Annotated in this window: 19 protein-coding genes; 14 read left to right on the top strand and 5 right to left on the bottom strand. The window is 64.7% G+C overall.

The genetic code is table 11. The annotated features are described in order from the left end of the window. The first annotated feature begins 35 nt into the window (after positions 1 to 35). Genes eno through GV068_RS21885 form a run of 3 tightly spaced genes read left to right on the top strand, consistent with a single transcriptional unit; the run spans position 36 to position 1990 of the window. The gene (eno, locus tag GV068_RS21875; protein ID WP_159702890.1) at positions 36 to 1322 is read left to right on the top strand and encodes a phosphopyruvate hydratase; all 1287 of its coding nucleotides are present in this window, start codon (positions 36 to 38) and stop codon (positions 1320 to 1322) included. Between the two features lie 49 nt (positions 1323 to 1371). Beyond that, a complete protein-coding gene (gene ftsB, locus GV068_RS21880) occupies positions 1372 to 1713 on the top strand; it encodes a cell division protein FtsB (protein WP_159702892.1) in 342 nt (113 codons plus the stop codon). Positions 1714 to 1729: 16 nt separating this feature from the next. Next, on the top strand, positions 1730 to 1990 hold the full coding sequence (locus GV068_RS21885; RefSeq protein ID WP_159702895.1) for a DNA-binding protein: 261 nt from the start codon (positions 1730 to 1732) through the stop codon (positions 1988 to 1990). A gap of 64 nt (positions 1991 to 2054) precedes the next feature. Here GV068_RS21885 and GV068_RS21890 read toward each other — a convergent pair whose 3' ends face one another. Beyond that, entirely contained in the window at positions 2055 to 2561 is a 507-nt protein-coding gene (locus tag GV068_RS21890) for a Dps family protein (RefSeq protein WP_159702898.1), read from the bottom strand. A gap of 199 nt (positions 2562 to 2760) precedes the next feature. Between GV068_RS21890 and GV068_RS21895 the strand changes: the two genes are divergently transcribed. Further along, complete coding sequence (locus tag GV068_RS21895) at positions 2761 to 3507, top strand: hypothetical protein (protein ID WP_159702901.1); 747 nt, start codon at positions 2761 to 2763, stop codon at positions 3505 to 3507. A 20-nt stretch (positions 3508 to 3527) separates the two neighbouring features. Here the strand turns inward: GV068_RS21895 and GV068_RS21900 are convergent, their stop codons facing one another. The 4 genes from GV068_RS21900 to GV068_RS21915 form a co-directional block, all read right to left on the bottom strand. After that, positions 3528 to 4142 carry a DVUA0089 family protein gene (locus GV068_RS21900; RefSeq protein WP_201303333.1) on the bottom strand — a complete coding sequence of 205 codons (615 nt, stop codon included), beginning with the start codon at positions 4140 to 4142 and terminating at the stop codon, positions 3528 to 3530. A 162-nt stretch (positions 4143 to 4304) separates the two neighbouring features. Next, positions 4305 to 4733, bottom strand: a complete 429-nt coding sequence (locus GV068_RS21905) for a thioesterase family protein (protein ID WP_159702907.1) — start codon at positions 4731 to 4733, stop codon at positions 4305 to 4307. A gap of 13 nt (positions 4734 to 4746) precedes the next feature. Beyond that, positions 4747 to 5703, bottom strand: coding sequence for an Hsp33 family molecular chaperone HslO (gene hslO / locus GV068_RS21910; protein WP_159702910.1), 957 nt, complete (start codon positions 5701 to 5703; stop codon positions 4747 to 4749). Positions 5704 to 5706: 3 nt separating this feature from the next. Next, positions 5707 to 6231 (bottom strand): gamma carbonic anhydrase family protein, encoded by a 525-nt coding sequence (locus GV068_RS21915; protein ID WP_159702913.1) that lies wholly within the window; start codon positions 6229 to 6231, stop codon positions 5707 to 5709. Positions 6232 to 6376: 145 nt separating this feature from the next. Here GV068_RS21915 and GV068_RS21920 point away from each other — a divergent pair, with 145 nt between their 5' ends. The 10 genes from GV068_RS21920 to bamC all read left to right on the top strand — a co-directional run bounded on the left by GV068_RS21920 (position 6377) and on the right by bamC (position 14692). After that, a complete protein-coding gene (locus GV068_RS21920; protein WP_201303334.1) occupies positions 6377 to 7270 on the top strand; it encodes an alpha/beta fold hydrolase in 894 nt (297 codons plus the stop codon). Between the two features lie 228 nt (positions 7271 to 7498). Further along, positions 7499 to 8170, top strand: a complete 672-nt coding sequence (locus tag GV068_RS21925) for a hypothetical protein (protein WP_159702916.1) — start codon at positions 7499 to 7501, stop codon at positions 8168 to 8170. Positions 8171 to 8178: 8 nt separating this feature from the next. Beyond that, complete coding sequence (locus GV068_RS21930; RefSeq protein ID WP_201303408.1) at positions 8179 to 8727, top strand: FlgO family outer membrane protein; 549 nt, start codon at positions 8179 to 8181, stop codon at positions 8725 to 8727. A 76-nt stretch (positions 8728 to 8803) separates the two neighbouring features. Continuing rightward, positions 8804 to 9634, top strand: coding sequence for a 3',5'-nucleoside bisphosphate phosphatase (locus GV068_RS21935; protein ID WP_159702922.1), 831 nt, complete (start codon positions 8804 to 8806; stop codon positions 9632 to 9634). Positions 9635 to 9758: 124 nt separating this feature from the next. After that, entirely contained in the window at positions 9759 to 10634 is an 876-nt protein-coding gene (gene htpX, locus GV068_RS21940; protein WP_159702925.1) for a protease HtpX, read from the top strand. Positions 10635 to 10659: 25 nt separating this feature from the next. Further along, positions 10660 to 11283 carry an L-threonylcarbamoyladenylate synthase gene (locus tag GV068_RS21945; RefSeq protein WP_159702928.1) on the top strand — a complete coding sequence of 208 codons (624 nt, stop codon included), beginning with the start codon at positions 10660 to 10662 and terminating at the stop codon, positions 11281 to 11283. A 57-nt stretch (positions 11284 to 11340) separates the two neighbouring features. After that, on the top strand, positions 11341 to 11994 hold the full coding sequence (locus tag GV068_RS21950; RefSeq protein WP_159702931.1) for a site-2 protease family protein: 654 nt from the start codon (positions 11341 to 11343) through the stop codon (positions 11992 to 11994). Continuing rightward, a complete protein-coding gene (locus GV068_RS21955) occupies positions 11991 to 12566 on the top strand; it encodes a class I SAM-dependent methyltransferase (RefSeq protein ID WP_373888425.1) in 576 nt (191 codons plus the stop codon). The genes GV068_RS21950 and GV068_RS21955 overlap by 4 nt, the downstream gene beginning before the upstream one ends. 57 nt (positions 12567 to 12623) lie before the next feature. Next, complete coding sequence (dapA, locus tag GV068_RS21960; protein WP_159702934.1) at positions 12624 to 13505, top strand: 4-hydroxy-tetrahydrodipicolinate synthase; 882 nt, start codon at positions 12624 to 12626, stop codon at positions 13503 to 13505. A gap of 41 nt (positions 13506 to 13546) precedes the next feature. Beyond that, positions 13547 to 14692, top strand: coding sequence for an outer membrane protein assembly factor BamC (bamC, locus tag GV068_RS21965; protein WP_159702937.1), 1146 nt, complete (start codon positions 13547 to 13549; stop codon positions 14690 to 14692). Positions 14693 to 14867: the final 175 nt, after the last annotated feature.

Raw genomic sequence — 14867 nt, forward strand, 5'->3', positions numbered from 1 at the left:
GCACCAGATTCTTACCCTTCCGGAGACTGAAAAACATGAGTGCTATCGTTGATATCATCGGCCGCGAAATCATTGACTCGCGCGGCAATCCGACCGTGGAATGCGACGTCCTGCTGGAGTCGGGCGTGATGGGCCGCGCCGCCGTCCCGTCGGGCGCATCGACCGGTTCGCGCGAAGCGATCGAGCTGCGCGACGGCGACCCCAAGCGTTACTTCGGCAAGGGCGTGCTGCAGGCCTGCGAGAATATCAACACCGAGATCTCCGAAGCGATCATGGGCCTGGACGCCAATGAACAGGCCTTCCTGGACCGCACCCTGATCGATCTCGACGGCACCGAAAACAAGAGCCGCCTGGGCGCCAACGCGATGCTGGCCGTCTCGATGGCCGTCGCCAAGGCCGCGGCCGAAGAAGCCGGCCTGCCGCTGTACCGCTACTTCGGCGGTTCGGGCGCGATGCAGATGCCGGTCCCGATGATGAACGTCATCAACGGCGGCGCGCACGCGGACAACAACCTGGACATCCAGGAATTCATGATCATCCCGATCGGCGCACCGAGCTTCAAGGAAGCGCTGCGCTACGGCGCCGAGGTGTTCCACACCCTGAAGAAGATCCTGCACTCGAAGGGCCTGAACACCGCGGTCGGCGACGAAGGCGGTTTCGCCCCGTCGGTGGCCAACCATGAAGAAGCGATCAAGCTGATCATGCAGGCGATCGAGCAGGCCGGCTACGTGGCCGGCCAGGACATCGCCATCGGCCTGGACTGCGCCGCGAGCGAATTCTACAAGGACGGCAAGTACGTGCTCGAAGGCGAAGGCGGCCTGGCCCTGAGCGCACAGGACTTCACCAACATGCTCTCCACCTGGTGCGACCGCTACCCGATCATCTCGATCGAGGACGCCATGCACGAAGGCGACTGGGAAGGCTGGGCGATCCTGACCGCCGCGCTGGGCAAGAAGGTGCAGCTGGTGGGCGACGACCTGTTCGTCACCAATACCAAGATCCTGAAAGAGGGCATCCAGAAGGGCATCGCCAACTCGATCCTCATCAAGATCAACCAGATCGGCACCCTGACCGAGACCTTCGCCGCCATCGAGATGGCCAAGCGCGCCGGCTACACGGCCGTGATCTCGCACCGTTCGGGCGAAACCGAAGACTCGACCATCGCCGACATCGCGGTGGGCCTGAACGCCCTGCAGATCAAGACCGGCTCGATGTCGCGTTCGGACCGCATGGCCAAGTACAACCAGCTGCTGCGCATCGAGGAAGACCTGGGCGACGTTGCCAGCTACCCGGGCCGCGACGCTTTCTACAACCTGAAGTAAGACCTCGAGCCGGACAGCCCGAACGGGTTGTCCGGCTGCGCGTACGACCATGCGACTCATTACCATTGCACTTGCCGTCCTGCTGCTGCTGATCCAGTACCCGCTGTGGCTGGGGAAGGGCGGCTGGCTCGACGTCGCCGACATGCGCTACCAGGTCGACCAGACCCGGCGCAAGACCGAGATGCTGGAAACGCGCAACGACAAGCTCGAGTCGGAAGTACGCGACCTGCGCGACGGCTTCGGCGCGGTCGAGGAGCGCGCCCGCTACGAGCTGGGCATGATCAAGCAGAACGAAATCTTCGTGCAGGTGCTGCGCAAGGACGAACAGCCCTCGGTCTCGATGACCGTGCCGCCGCCACCGCCACAGCCGAAAGACAAGACGAAGCACTGAGCTTCGTTTTCACCCCATGACGAAACAGAACCCCTCCCTCGATTCGCTCGACGCGATCGCCGACCTGCTGGCCAACGCGTTCGAAGACGGCGACGGCGCCGCAATCACGGCCGCCATGCGCGCCGTGGCGCAGGCGCCCGGCCTCGGACTGCTGGCCGCCGCCGTCGGCATGCCGCGCGAAGAACTGCAGGCCGCGTTGACGGCGGAAGAATTCAACCTCGATCTCACCCTCGAGATCATGAAGGTGGTCGACCTGCACATGTCGGGACGCGGCTGAAGCGCCCGCGCCTCAATGCAAAACGCGCCTTCCGGCGCGTTTCTGCTTTAGGGGCGCGCTGCGCTTATTCCGACGAGGCGTCGCCCTGGTGCGAACCGGCGCCTTGCTCCAGGAAGGAACGCAGCATCCAGGCGTTCTTTTCGTGGACTTCCATGCGGGTGGTGAGCATGTCGGCGGTCGGATAATCGTCCAGTTCGTCCGCGACCCGGACGCCCGCACGCAGGGTGCGGATCAGGGTTTCGTTGCCGTCCACCAGCTGGCGGATCATGTCCTTGGCCGACAGCACTTCCGGCTCTTCCTTGATGCTGGACAGTTCGGCATAGCGCTTGTAGGTGGCCGGGGCGAAGTGGCCCAGGGCGCGGATGCGCTCGGCGATCTCGTCCAGCGCATTCCACTGCTCGGTGTACTGCTCCTCGAACATCACGTGCAGGGCCGAGAACATCGGTCCGGTGACGTTCCAGTGGAAGTTGTGGGTCTTCAGGTACAGCATGTAGGCGTCCGCGAGGACGGTGGACAGCGATTCGACGATCTTGGCACGGTCTTCGGTGCCGATTCCGGTATCCATGTGCATTGTGTTTCTCCTCAGGTCAACGGTCGTGTTTGTGTGGAAATGACAACACTGTCAAAGAAGCATCAGCTTAGCACCGACAAGGAAAATGCGTATTTTGAGTGTCCCGGTTCGAGAGTGGGACAAGCAAATATCTGTGGATTGATTGCCCGGCAGTACTTACAATCCATGTACTCCGGTTATCAACTTATCAAGGATATGCATGAAGCGATTCTCCATCATGGCTGCGCTGCTGGTCATGGCTGCGCCCGCGTTTGCCCAGGACGGGGAAACGGCCGCGGGGCCCGCCGTGACCGAAGAGGTGCGGGTCAGCAGCATCAAGGATCCGGCCCTGCGCCCCTACAGCCATATGGTGCGCGGCCTCGATACCTGGGAGGAGAAGCGGGCCTTGGCGCCGAATGCCAGCCTGCGCTTCGAACTGCGGACGGCGGACGGCAAGATCGCCGCACCGGAAGGCCTGCAACTGCGCATCGCCGGCGACAAGGTGGATATTCCGCTGCCGATCGACGCCGAAAGCACCTTCGCGCTGCCGCGCAGCCAGGAAGCCCTGGACGACAAGGCTGACCTGCTGCTGAACCGCAAAAAAGACCAGTTCCGCTGGCGTCCACTGGTGCGTTCGCCGGGCGTGCCGGAGAACGCGCGCCGCCTGGGCGACCTGCGCCTGGAGTGCGAAGTGTCGGTTGCGGTGCGCAAGGAAGAGATTCCCTTGCTGTACCGCGCCGGCGCGGTGGCGACGGGCGGCCTGTGCAATCTGCCGATGGTGGGCTACATCTACCGCTCGCCCAAGCCGCTGGCGAAGGCCACGCTGGTGTCGGGCACGCGCAAGGCCGGGCTGCCTCTACAGCCGCATGGAGAAGGCTATACGGTGCCGCTGCGCGACAAGAGTTGGGACAACGACACCCTGGTGGTCTACGAGTTCGTCGCGCCGGTGGCGGGCACCCAGCCCTGAGCCGCCGGCGCAGGGAGGTGTTACAGGCGCGCTGCGCGCTTGCGGCGCGCGGCCGCGACACCGGCAAGGCCGGCGCCCAGCAGCAGGAGCGAGCCTGGTTCCGGCACCTGGGAGACGGGCACGCCGTCCTGCACCACGTCCGACAGCGTGCCGCCGGTTGCGGTCATGGTCAGGCGCCAGGCGCCGAAGTTCTGGTTGCCGATGAAGGCGTCGTAAGGACGGTTCGCTTCATAGCCCTGCAGGGCTTCGTCCTGGAAGTAGGTGCCCTGGCCGAGCGTGATCATGTAGGTGCCGGCTTCGGCGAAGGTCCAGCGGATCGCCGAATCGAAGAAATCCACCGAGCCGTCGGGAGTGGGCGCCATCCAGTCGTCGCCGATGGTCAGGGTATTCCCGCGCGCATCAAAAAGCATCAGGTAGCTGTCGAAGCCGGTGATCAGGCCGTCGCCGTTCAGGTCGACGCCGGTCGATTCGCGCGCCAGCACATCGAAGAAGACCTGGGTGCCGGCGCTCACGTTGAACGTGATCCGCGCGATGTTCAGATCGTCCGCGATGCCATCGGCGTCGGCATCGAAGTTGGCAATCGTGCCGTTGAGGACAGTCGCACCGGCGACCGACGAGGCGGCAATGCCGGCCATCAAGCATAAACCTGCTACAACCTTGCGCATTAGGAACCTTTCCGTACGTTAAAGTCCCCAGCAAGTAGCACGATCCATGCCAGTATGTGAATTGTTAAACGGATCAATGACTTACTTAAAAGTCATTAACTGTAGGAATCATGATGTAAGGAATCCCGACAGTTACTCAGGTATGAGACGCTCGAGCACGGCTCGCGCCTTGGCGGGAATCGGGGTCGGGCGATTCGAGGCCCGATCGACGTAGACGTGAACAAAATACCCGGCTGCCGAGGGCAGGGGCTCGTCGTTCCGGTAGAGTGCGATCTCGTAGCGCACGCTGGTGTTGCCCAGCTTGGCCACCCGGACGCCGGCGTGCACCGTGTCCGGGAAGGAAATCGAACTGAAGTAAGAACAGCCGGTTTCCACCACCAGGCCCACCGTGCCGTCCTGGTGGATGTCCAGTACGCCTTGGTCGATCAGGTGGCGGTTCACCGCGGTATCGAAGAAGCTGTAGTAGTTGACGTTGTTGACGTGCCCGTAGCTGTCATTGTCCATCCAGCGTGTCGGGATCGACAGAAAATGGGGGAATGCGCTGCGGGGCGTGTCTTTCATCGTCAAGCAATCCTCAGTTGATCGCGCCGCTCGGCGGCATCATGGTTTCCACCGGCGTATCGCTGGCGAACAGCTGGGCGCAGTCGACCTTGTCGAAGGCGTAGTGCTTGCCGCAGAAATCGCAGTTGATGCCCAGCTCGCCCAGGTCGGCCAGCGCTGAATCCACTTCCGCCTGGCCCAGCATCTTGAGCATGTTGCCGACCTTCTCGCGGGTGCAGCTGCAGTGGAATTGCGGGTGCTGCGGATCGAACACGCGGATGGTCTCTTCCCAGAACAGGCGCTTGAGCAGGGTCTCGATGCCGGTGCTCAGGAGTTCCTCGCGCTTCAGGGTCTGGCCCAGCATCACGGCGCGGTTCCAGGTTTCCAGGTCTTCGGCTTCCGAGGCCTGCTTCTGCTGGTCGTCCTTGCCGCTGTGGCGCGGCAGCTTTTGCAGCAGCATGCCGCGCGAGACCTGGTCGTCGGCCGCCAGCCACAGACGCGTGTCCATCTGTTCGGAACGCAGCATGTAGTTCTCGATGACGCTCGCCATGTTTTCGCCGATCAGCGGCACCACGCCCTGGTAGGGCTGCTGGCCCGGCACCTTGTCGACCGGGTCGAGGGTGATCACGAAGCGGCCCTTGCCGTGCGCATTGAACATCTGCTCGAGGCTCGCATCCTCGGCGATCTCGGCGTCCGGCGCCAGCTTGGCGGTGGCGCGGATGCGCAGGTTGGCGTCGCACTCGACCACCAGCAGGCGCACCGGACCGTCGCCGAAGATCTGCATCACGATGGCGCCGTTGAACTTCAGGTTGGCCGACAGCAGGGCGCTGGCCGCCACCATTTCGCCGAGGGCCGTGCGCACCGCCTTCGGGTAAGCGTGGCGGGCCTGGATCTCGCGCCAGGTGTCGGAAATCTCGATCAGCTCGCCGCGGACGGCGGCGTTATCGAAGATGAATTTTTGCAGGGTGTCGCGGGTGTCAGTAGTGGTCATTCTTTATCCGATTTTCTTGAGCTGCGCCTTGAACATCTGGCCGCGCGCCACATAGCTCGCGGCGCTGGCCTGCAGGCGCAGCAGGTCTTCTTCCGTCAGGGTGCGCACCACCTTGGCAGGGGAACCGAGGATCAGCGATCCGTCCGGGAACTCCTTGCCTTCGGTCACCAGGGCGCCTGCGCCCACCAGGCAGCCCTTGCCGATCCGGGCGCCGTTCAGGATCACGGCCTGGATGCCGATCAGCGAACCGTCGCCGACCGTGCAGCCGTGCAGCATGGCCTGGTGGCCGACCGTCACGTTCTTGCCCAGCGTGAGCGGGAAGCCCATATCGGTGTGCATCACCGTGCCTTCCTGCACGTTGCTGTTCTCGCCGATGGTGATGCGTTCGTTATCGCCGCGCAGCGTGGCGCCGTACCACACCGAGGCATTGGCCTCGAGCGTGACCTTGCCGATCAGGGTTGCAGAATCGGCCACGAAGCTCGACGCGTCGATCTCGGGGGCGTGCTCGCCCAGCTGGTAAATCGCCATGGATGTGCTCGGGAAGGGTTGGAATGCCGCTATTGTAAACCGCCTGCCCGCTATCGTCCGGTCGGTGGAAGATGGGGCTGTCCAGCGCAATATCAAGCGGGACGCTATACTGCGAACGGTCGTACTTTTTTTAATGCAGATATCCATGATCCCGTCCCGTTCCGAATTCCTTACCGTGCGCGGCCTGCGCACCCACGTGCGCCACTGGGGCCGCGAAGGCGCCCCCAAGATCTTCATGCAGCACGGCTGGATGGACGTGGCCGCCTCCTTCCAGTTCGTGGTCGATTGCCTGCAGCAGGACTGGCACGTGATCGCCTTCGATTGGCGCGGTTTCGGGCTGAGCGAGCGCGCCCACTCGGATACCTACTGGTTCCCGGACTACCTGGCCGACCTGGAAGCGGTGCTCGACCATTACCAGCCGGAGGGACAAGTCAATCTCCTCGGCCACAGCATGGGCGGTAATATCGTCAGCCTGTACGCCGGCATCCGGCCACAGCGCATCGCCAAACTGATCAACCTGGAAGGCTTTGGCCTGCCTGCCACGCGCCCGTCGCAGGCGCCGGGCCGCTACGCCAAGTGGCTGGACGAACTGAAGGCAAGGCCCGAGATGCGCGGCTACGCCAGCCTGGAAGAGGTGGCGGGGCGGCTGCAGAAGACCAATCCGCGTTTATCAGGTGAACGGGCGGCCTTCCTGGCGGGGCACTGGTCGGCCCTGGACGCCGACGGCCAGTGGCGCATCCTGGGCGACCCGGCGCACAAGATGACCGGGCCGCTGCTGTACCACGCCGACGAAGTGCTGGCCTGCTGGACCCAGATCACGGCGCCGGTATTGTGGATCGAGGCGGAAGACACCGAGATGTGGCGCTGGATGGGCCCGAAGGAGCAGGCGCGGGCAGAGATCGACCGCCGGCGCGAGCACCTCGCCAAGGTCACGGCGCGCATGATGCCGGGGGCGGGGCACATGCTGCACCATGATCAGCCTGAACTGCTGGCGCGGATGATCGAGGCGTTTTTGACGGGCGACGAAGTTCCGGGCTGATCACCAAAATTGGATTCCGGCCTGCGCCGGAAGGACGGTGCTTACCGTGTTGGCCTTAAGACCGTCATTCCCGCGCAGGCGGGAACCCAATTTTCCTTCGCGTCTCGCTAGCGTTGTAAGCACCCCTCACTCACCCTCCGAGAATTGCCGCAGGGAAATGCCTGTGCTACAGTCCCATCCCGAACCGGCGCTACCTTGGCGCCATCGAGACAGACGGACAGGACACACATGCGATTTCGAGCCGGCCTCGCGCTTTGCGGCGCCCTCCTGACGGCAGGCTGCGCCGTTCCCTACAGCCCGGCCCCGGTAGCCACCAATTTCCCCAGCACCCAGCAGGCCAAGCTGCAGGCAGCTGCCCACTGGGGCGTGATCGCGCGCCACATGGCGACCCAGCTCAGCCCGTCACTGAAGGTGAATGCGCGCCGCCCGCTGTACGTGAGCTCGCAGCAGTCGAGCGCGTTCGCCCAGGGCGTCAGCGCGCACCTGGTGACGGCGCTGGTGAACGACGGCTACATCGTGGTGAAGGTGCCGGACGCGAACACGCTGCGCATCGAACTCGATACCCAGGTGGTCGCTTTCTCCGCCAAACGTCCGCAGTACAAGTTCGCCGGCGAGCGCACCGCGCTGGTGGCCGGCGCCTGGGTGCTGACCGGTATCGACCACACGATCGAATGGCTGGCCACGGCGGCCATCGCCGGCCAGGACGCCTATTCCTGGTTCCGCTCGCAGTTCGCCACGGGCGAGACGCCCAAAACCGAGATCATCGTCAACCTGTCGCTGGCGGACGAGTCGCGCTACTACGCGCGCGCCACCTCCGTCTACTACACGACCGACAGCGACCGTACCCTGTACGACGCCGCCTTCTCGCCTTCCAAGACCTTCGCGGTCCGTAACCAGTGAGGCCCATGATGCGCTCCCGACTCCTCCGCGCCGCCGTCCTGGCCTTGCCGCTGCTGCTGGGCGCCTGCTCGACCCAGCCGCAGGAAGACACCAATTACACCTCGGTCTCGGCCAACGCCTTCGTCGCCGCCAACTACCGCGCCGCCGATGCGCTGGCGCTCCAGCTGCGCGGCAAGCTGGGCGACGACAAGCCCCTGATCATGGCCACCATCGTCAACATCGATGCGCTCGAACAGACCTCGATGCTGGGCCGCCTGGTGTCCGAACAGCTGTCGACGCGCCTGGCGCAGGGCGGCATGAAGATGCTGGAAATGAAGCTGCGCAACAGCGTCTACCTCAAGCGCAACCAGGGCGAACTGATGCTCACGCGCGAGATCGGCGACGTGGCCCACACCCACAATGCCCAGGCCGTCGTGGTCGGTTCTTATGCCGAAACCCGCGAAGCGGTGTTCGTGAACGTCAAGGTGATCCAGCCGACCACCAACCTGGTGCTCGCCGGCCACGATTACGTGCTGGCGAAAGAGGGCACCGTGCGTTCGATGCTGCAGTCCAACTGATCCGGTTTGCCGGCCGCACGGCAGGCCGATTGGCGCGTACAATGTTTCGCTCCATTGCCATTGTCGTCGCCGGTTTATGAAAGTCGATCTCCACTGCCATTCCAACGTCTCCGACGGCGTGCTCGCACCCGCCGCCGTCGCCGCGTATGCCCGTAAAAGCGGTGTCGACGTCTGGGCGCTGACCGACCACGACGAGGTGGGCGGCATCAAGGCCGCGCGCCTTGCTGCCGGCGAGCTCGGAATGCGCTTCGTGGCCGGGGTCGAGATCTCGGTGACCTGGGCCAACGAGACCGTGCACATCGTCGGCCTGCAGATCGACGAGGACAACCCCGCCCTGATCCAGGGCCTGGCCGCCACCCGCAACGGCCGCCAGGAGCGTGCCAGGGAAATCTCGGCCCAGCTGGCCGACGCCGGCATCCCCGGCGCCTACGAGGGCGCGCTGCGCTACGTCGGCAACCCGGACCTGATCTCGCGCACCCACTTCGCCCGCTACCTGGTCGAGATCGGCGCCTGCGGCTCGACCTCCGAGGTGTTCCGCAAATATCTTACGGAAGGCAAGCCGGGCTATGTGCCGCACCGCTGGGCCACGCTCGAGCAGGCCGTCGGCTGGATCAAGGGCGCCGGCGGCATCCCCGTGATCGCGCATCCAGGACGCTATCCCTTCAGCGACACTGCCGAAGGCGCACTGTTCGACGAGTTCCGCAAGCTGGGCGGCACGGCCATCGAAGTGGTGACCGGCAGCCACACGCCGGACCAGTACCAGACCTACGCCGAACTGGCGCGGCGCTACGGCTTCCTGGCTTCGCGCGGCACCGACTTCCATGCGCCCGGCGAAGCCCGGGTCGAGTTTGCCGAATTGCCACCATTGCCCGCCGGATTGACGCCGGTGTGGCACGACTGGTTTTGATCCGTCGTATTGCTGGCGGCCGTTGACCGCGTGGGCGGGAAGACCCGCCCACCCTACTTGAAAATCCTGCTGGACAGCCCAATCTTGGCAGCCTGACATCATCAAGCTGCCGGGAGGCTCGTCCATGAAACGTATTGTTCTGTTCCTCGCCACCAACCTTGCCGTCGTGCTGGTGGTGTCGCTCGTGCTCAACCTGCTTGGGGTGGGACGTGCCGTGACGGGGCAGGGCATCGACGTTGGCGCGCTCGCCGTGTTCTCGCTGGTGGTCGGCTTCACCGGTTCCTTCATTTCGCTCCTGATGAGCAAACCGATGGCCAAGTGGTCGACCGGCGCGCGCGTCATCGAGCAGCCCGCCAACAGCACCGAGCAGTGGCTCGTCAATACCGTGCGCCGCCTGAGCGAACGCGCCGGCATTGGCATGCCGGAAGTCGCCGTCTACGAAGGCGAGCCGAACGCCTTCGCGACCGGCGCTTTTAAAAATTCCGCGCTGGTGGCCGTGTCCACCGGCCTGCTGGCCAACATGAACCAGGACGAGGTCGAGGCCGTGCTGGGCCACGAGGTGGCCCACATCGCCAACGGCGACATGGTCACGCTCACCCTGATCCAGGGCGTGGTGAATACCTTTGTGGTGTTCCTGGCGCGCGTGGTCGGCTTTTTTGTCGACAAGGTGCTGCTGCGCAGCGACGACCGCGGTCCCGGCATCGGCTACATGGTGACCGTGTTCGTGTGCGAGATCCTGTTCGGCATCGTCGCCTCGATCATCGTCGCCTGGTTCTCGCGCCAGCGTGAATTCCGCGCCGACGCCGGTTCGGCCAAGCTGATGGGCTCGTCCGTGCCGATGCAGCACGCGCTGGCCCGCCTCGGCGGCCTCGAACCGGGCGCGCTGCCGTCCTCGATGGCCGCATCCGGCATCTCGGGCAGCGGCGGCGGCTGGGGTGCGCTGTTCTCGACCCACCCGCCGATGGAGCAGCGCATCGCCGCGCTGCAGGCGCTGCGCTAAACAACAATCAGAAAGGCGGCTACGCATGGCCCAACATTTCCAGATCCACCCCGAAAACCCGCAGCCGCGCCTCGTGAAGCAGGCCGCGCAGATCATCAGCGCGGGCGGAATCGTGGCCGCGCCCACCGATTCGGCTTACGCCCTGGTGTGCCGCCTCGACGACAAGGCGGCGGTCGAGAAGCTGCGCCGCATCCGCGGCGTCGACGACAAGCACCACCTGACGCTGCTGGTGCACGACCTGTCCGCGATCGCCCACTTCGCGCGCGTCGACAATACCCAGTACCGCCTGCTCAAGGCGACCATGCCGGGCCCCTACACCGTGATCCTGGAAGCGACGCGCGAAGTGCCGCGCCGCCTGTCGCATCCCTCGCGCAAGACCATCGGCGTGCGTATTCCGGAAAACCACATCATGCTGGCGCTGATCGAAGAACTGGGCGAACCCCTGATCGGCACCACCCTGCAGCTGCCGGGCGACGACCACATGCTGTCCGATCCGGATGAGGTGCTCGAGCGCCTCGGCAAGCAGATCGAACTGGTGATCGACGGCGGCGCCGGTACCCTGGAAGCGACCACCGTCATCGACCTGACCGGCCCGGCGCCCGAGCTGGTGCGCGAGGGCAGGGGCGATCCGGCCGCCTTCGGGCTGTAAGGGTGGCTTCAGCATCCCTTAACGGCCGGGCTTCCCGCCTCTGATAGAATCGCGCACATGGATGAACTCATACGCAACATTGCTGTCTACGCGCTGCCCGTTCTTTTTGCGATTACCCTGCACGAAGCCGCCCACGCCTACGTCGCCCGCTATTTCGGCGACAACACCGCCTATGCCGCCGGGCGCATGACCCTGAACCCGCTGGTGCACATCGACATCTTCGGAACCATCGTCATTCCGATCGCGCTCTACCTGACCACCGGATTCGTGTTCGGCTACGCCAAGCCGGTGCCGATCGACTTCGGCCGCCTGCGCAATCCCAAGCGCGACATGGCCTGGGTGGCCCTGGCCGGTCCCGGCGCCAATTTCATCATGGCGCTGATGTGGCTGATCCTGGCGGTGCTGCTGGTCGCCTTCAACGTGGGCGAGGAATTCCCGCACAAGGTGGCGCAAGCTGGCCTGTTCACCAATTTGCTGATGTTCGCCTTCAACCTGCTGCCGATCCCGCCGTTGGATGGCGGTCGCGTTGTGACCAGCATGCTGCCGAATCGCCTGGCCTACAAGTTCGCGCGCATCGAGCCGTACGGCTTTTTCATCGTGCTGGCGCTGATCTTCTTCAACCTGCTGGCCTTCTGGGTGATGCCGGTGATGGCCCTGGGCCGCATGCTGCTGCAGCTGATCGCGTCGCCGCTGACGCTGCTGCTTACATGAACATGATGAACCTGCCGGTCTCGCCCTGGGTTGCGCGTTTCGCGCCCCTGGCCAAACCGGGCGAAGCCCTCGACCTGGCCTGCGGCAGCGGCCGTCATACGCGCTTGCTGGCGGCGCAGGGGTTGCAGGTGACGGCGCTCGACCGCAAGGCCGAGCTCTTGAGCCCGCTTGCGGGCCCGAACGTCACCATATTGCAGCACGACCTGGAAACCGGGGATGCGGTCTGGCCCTTCGAGCCTGGCCGCTTCTTCCTGATCGTCGTGACCAATTACCTGTACCGTCCGCTGTTCGCGCAGCTGGCCGCCAGCCTGCGTCCGGACGGCATCCTGATCTACGAAACCTTCGCCCAGGGCAACCAGGTCTACGGCAAGCCCTCGAACCCGGACTTCCTGCTGGCGCCGGGCGAGTTGCTGGACCTGGCGCGCGATGGCGGGCTGCAGGTGCTGGCTTATGAAGATGGCCACGTCGACCGTCCCAACCCGGCCCAGGTACAGCGCCTATGCGCGGCGGGTCCAGGCTTTGCCAAAACCGAAGCGAAGCTCGACCATAATGTGGTCGTGAATGAACCATAGAGGCGGGCGATCCGCTACAATCAGACTTTTATTTACTTTCCGGCACGGCCAACGCATATGATTAAGGGCAGCATCGTAGCAATCGTCACCCCGATGTTCGAGGACGGCAGTCTTGACCGCGACTCTCTGCGCAAGCTGATCGACTGGCACATCGCGGAAGGCACCGACGGCATCGTGATCGTCGGCACCACGGGCGAATCGGCCACTGTCTCCCCAGAGGAGCACGCAGAACTGATCAAAGTCGCGGTGGAGCACGCCGGCGGCCGCATCCCCGTGATCGCCGGCGCCGGCGGCAACTCGACCGCTGAAGCCATCGCGCTGACCACCCACGCCAAGCAGGTCGGCGCGGACGCCACGCTGCAGGTAGTCCCGTACTACAACCGTCCGAGCCAGGAAGGCATGTACCGCCACTTCAAGGCGATCGCGGAAGCGGTCGACCTGCCGGTCATCCTGTACAACGTGCCGGGCCGCACCGTTGCCGACATGAGCAACGAGACCGTCGCGCGCCTGGCGCCGATCGACAACATCGTCGGCATCAAGGACGCTACCGGCAACATCGGCCGCGGCATCGAGCTGCTGCGCATGGTCGACAAATCCTTCGCCGTGTATTCGGGCGACGATCCGACCGCGATGGCCCTGATGTTCTGCGGCGCTGCCGGCAACATCTCGGTCACCGCCAACGTGGCCCCGCGCGCGATGCACGAACTGTGCGTGGCCGCGATGGCGGGCGAGGTCGCGCGCGCGGTCGAGATCAACAACCGCGTCCTCGACCTGCACGCCAAGCTCTTCGTCGAGCCAAACCCGGTGCCGGTCAAGTGGGCGCTGGGCGAAATGGGCAAGATCCCGTTCGGCCTGCGCCTGCCGCTGGCGCCGCTGTCTTCGTCGTACCACGATACCGTGCGTGGCGCGCTGGCCCAGGCGGGCCTTCTCACTGCCTGAACCCGCAAGGTTCCGGTTCCCAGTACCTGATATCGAAAGCCATGACTAACCGCACTAACACGACTCCTGCCGCCGCGCGCGTGCTGACGCTGACCGCGATCGCGCTGAGCCTCTCGGCCTGCACCACCATCTTCGAATCGGACAAGGTCGACTACCGCGGCGCCAAGCGGGCTGCCAACCTCGAAGTCCCGCCCGACCTCACCGCTCTGCAACGCGACAACCGCTACGCCGTCCCCGACGGCAAGGGCGTGGCGACTGCCTCGGGCATGCAGCAGCGCGCCGGCCAGTCAGGCGCCGCGCCGGTCGCGGGTTCGATGGAAGCCATCGGTCCGCTCTCGACCGAGGCGGTGAGCGTACAGCGCAACGGCGACCAGCGCTGGCTGGTGGTCAAGCAGACCCCGGAACAGCTGTGGCCGCAACTGCGCCAGTTCTGGGAGAACCAGGGCTTCGCGATCGAGACCGAATCGGCCACGACCGGCACCATGGAAACCAACTGGGTCGAGAACCGCTCGAAGATCCCGCAGGACTTCATCCGCAACGCGCTGGGCAAAGTGTTTGACCGCGCCTATTCGACCGGCGAGCGCGACAAGTTCCGCACCCGCCTCGAGCGCCTGCCGGACGGCTCGACCGAGGTCTACATCAGCCACCGCGGCGCCGAAGAAGTGCTGCAGGGCGCGCAGAAGGAAACCACGATCTGGACCGTGCGTCCGAACGATCCGGGCCTCGAGTCGCAATTCCTGGGCCGCCTGGTCGCGCAGCTGACCGGCGTGAAGGAAACCAAGCAGGCCGAGACCATGGTCGCCAACGCACCGGTGGCCGCTCAGCACGCCAAGCTGGTCGGCAACGTCGTCGAGCTGGACGAAGGCTTCGACCGCGCATGGCGCCGCGTCGGCCTGGCGCTGGACCGCGTCGGCTTCACCGTCGAAGACCGCGACCGCGTGCAGGGCGTGTACTTCGTGCGCTACGTCGATCCGGACGCCGCCAACAAGGAAGGCTTCCTCAAGAAGCTGTTCACCTTCGGCAGCGCGGAAGAGAAGGCCAAGGAAGCGCAGCGCTACCGCGTGCTCGTCAAGGCGGAGCAGGGCGCGTCGACCAGCCAGGTGAGCGTGCAGACCAATGACGGCAAATCGGAAACCGGCGAGACCGGCGCGAAGATCCTGAAGCTGCTGACGGATGAGCTGAAGTAATCGGACGTTCGAGCTTCAATGAGAAACCGGCCTTTCTAGGCCGGTTTTTTTATGCGTGGGTGGTTTGCTTGAGAAATTAGGTTCCGGCCTGCGCCGGAACGACGTGCTGAGAGGGGTGGCCACAACGAAGTTTCGTTAGCCTAAAGACCGTCATCCCGGCGAAGGCCGGGATCCA

Source organism: Massilia sp. 9I, from assembly GCF_902506415.1.
Taxonomy (GTDB): Bacteria; Pseudomonadota; Gammaproteobacteria; order Burkholderiales; family Burkholderiaceae_D; genus Telluria.

Bases quoted from the DNA above. Each gene is read 5' to 3' on its own strand.
- eno (WP_159702890.1), top strand. From the start codon at position 36: ATGAGTGCTATCGTTGATATCATCGGCCGCGAAATCATTGACTCGCGC.
- ftsB (WP_159702892.1), top strand. From the start codon at position 1,372: ATGCGACTCATTACCATTGCACTTGCCGTCCTGCTGCTGCTGATCCAG.
- GV068_RS21885 (WP_159702895.1), top strand. From the start codon at position 1,730: ATGACGAAACAGAACCCCTCCCTCGATTCGCTCGACGCGATCGCCGAC.
- GV068_RS21890 (WP_159702898.1), bottom strand. From the start codon at position 2,561: ATGCACATGGATACCGGAATCGGCACCGAAGACCGTGCCAAGATCGTC.
- GV068_RS21895 (WP_159702901.1), top strand. From the start codon at position 2,761: ATGAAGCGATTCTCCATCATGGCTGCGCTGCTGGTCATGGCTGCGCCC.
- GV068_RS21900 (WP_201303333.1), bottom strand. From the start codon at position 4,142: ATGGCCGGCATTGCCGCCTCGTCGGTCGCCGGTGCGACTGTCCTCAAC.
- GV068_RS21905 (WP_159702907.1), bottom strand. From the start codon at position 4,733: ATGAAAGACACGCCCCGCAGCGCATTCCCCCATTTTCTGTCGATCCCG.
- hslO (WP_159702910.1), bottom strand. From the start codon at position 5,703: ATGACCACTACTGACACCCGCGACACCCTGCAAAAATTCATCTTCGAT.
- GV068_RS21915 (WP_159702913.1), bottom strand. From the start codon at position 6,231: ATGGCGATTTACCAGCTGGGCGAGCACGCCCCCGAGATCGACGCGTCG.
- GV068_RS21920 (WP_201303334.1), top strand. From the start codon at position 6,377: ATGATCCCGTCCCGTTCCGAATTCCTTACCGTGCGCGGCCTGCGCACC.
- GV068_RS21925 (WP_159702916.1), top strand. From the start codon at position 7,499: ATGCGATTTCGAGCCGGCCTCGCGCTTTGCGGCGCCCTCCTGACGGCA.
- GV068_RS21930 (WP_201303408.1), top strand. From the start codon at position 8,179: ATGCGCTCCCGACTCCTCCGCGCCGCCGTCCTGGCCTTGCCGCTGCTG.
- GV068_RS21935 (WP_159702922.1), top strand. From the start codon at position 8,804: ATGAAAGTCGATCTCCACTGCCATTCCAACGTCTCCGACGGCGTGCTC.
- htpX (WP_159702925.1), top strand. From the start codon at position 9,759: ATGAAACGTATTGTTCTGTTCCTCGCCACCAACCTTGCCGTCGTGCTG.
- GV068_RS21945 (WP_159702928.1), top strand. From the start codon at position 10,660: ATGGCCCAACATTTCCAGATCCACCCCGAAAACCCGCAGCCGCGCCTC.
- GV068_RS21950 (WP_159702931.1), top strand. From the start codon at position 11,341: ATGGATGAACTCATACGCAACATTGCTGTCTACGCGCTGCCCGTTCTT.
- GV068_RS21955 (WP_373888425.1), top strand. From the start codon at position 11,991: ATGAACATGATGAACCTGCCGGTCTCGCCCTGGGTTGCGCGTTTCGCG.
- dapA (WP_159702934.1), top strand. From the start codon at position 12,624: ATGATTAAGGGCAGCATCGTAGCAATCGTCACCCCGATGTTCGAGGAC.
- bamC (WP_159702937.1), top strand. From the start codon at position 13,547: ATGACTAACCGCACTAACACGACTCCTGCCGCCGCGCGCGTGCTGACG.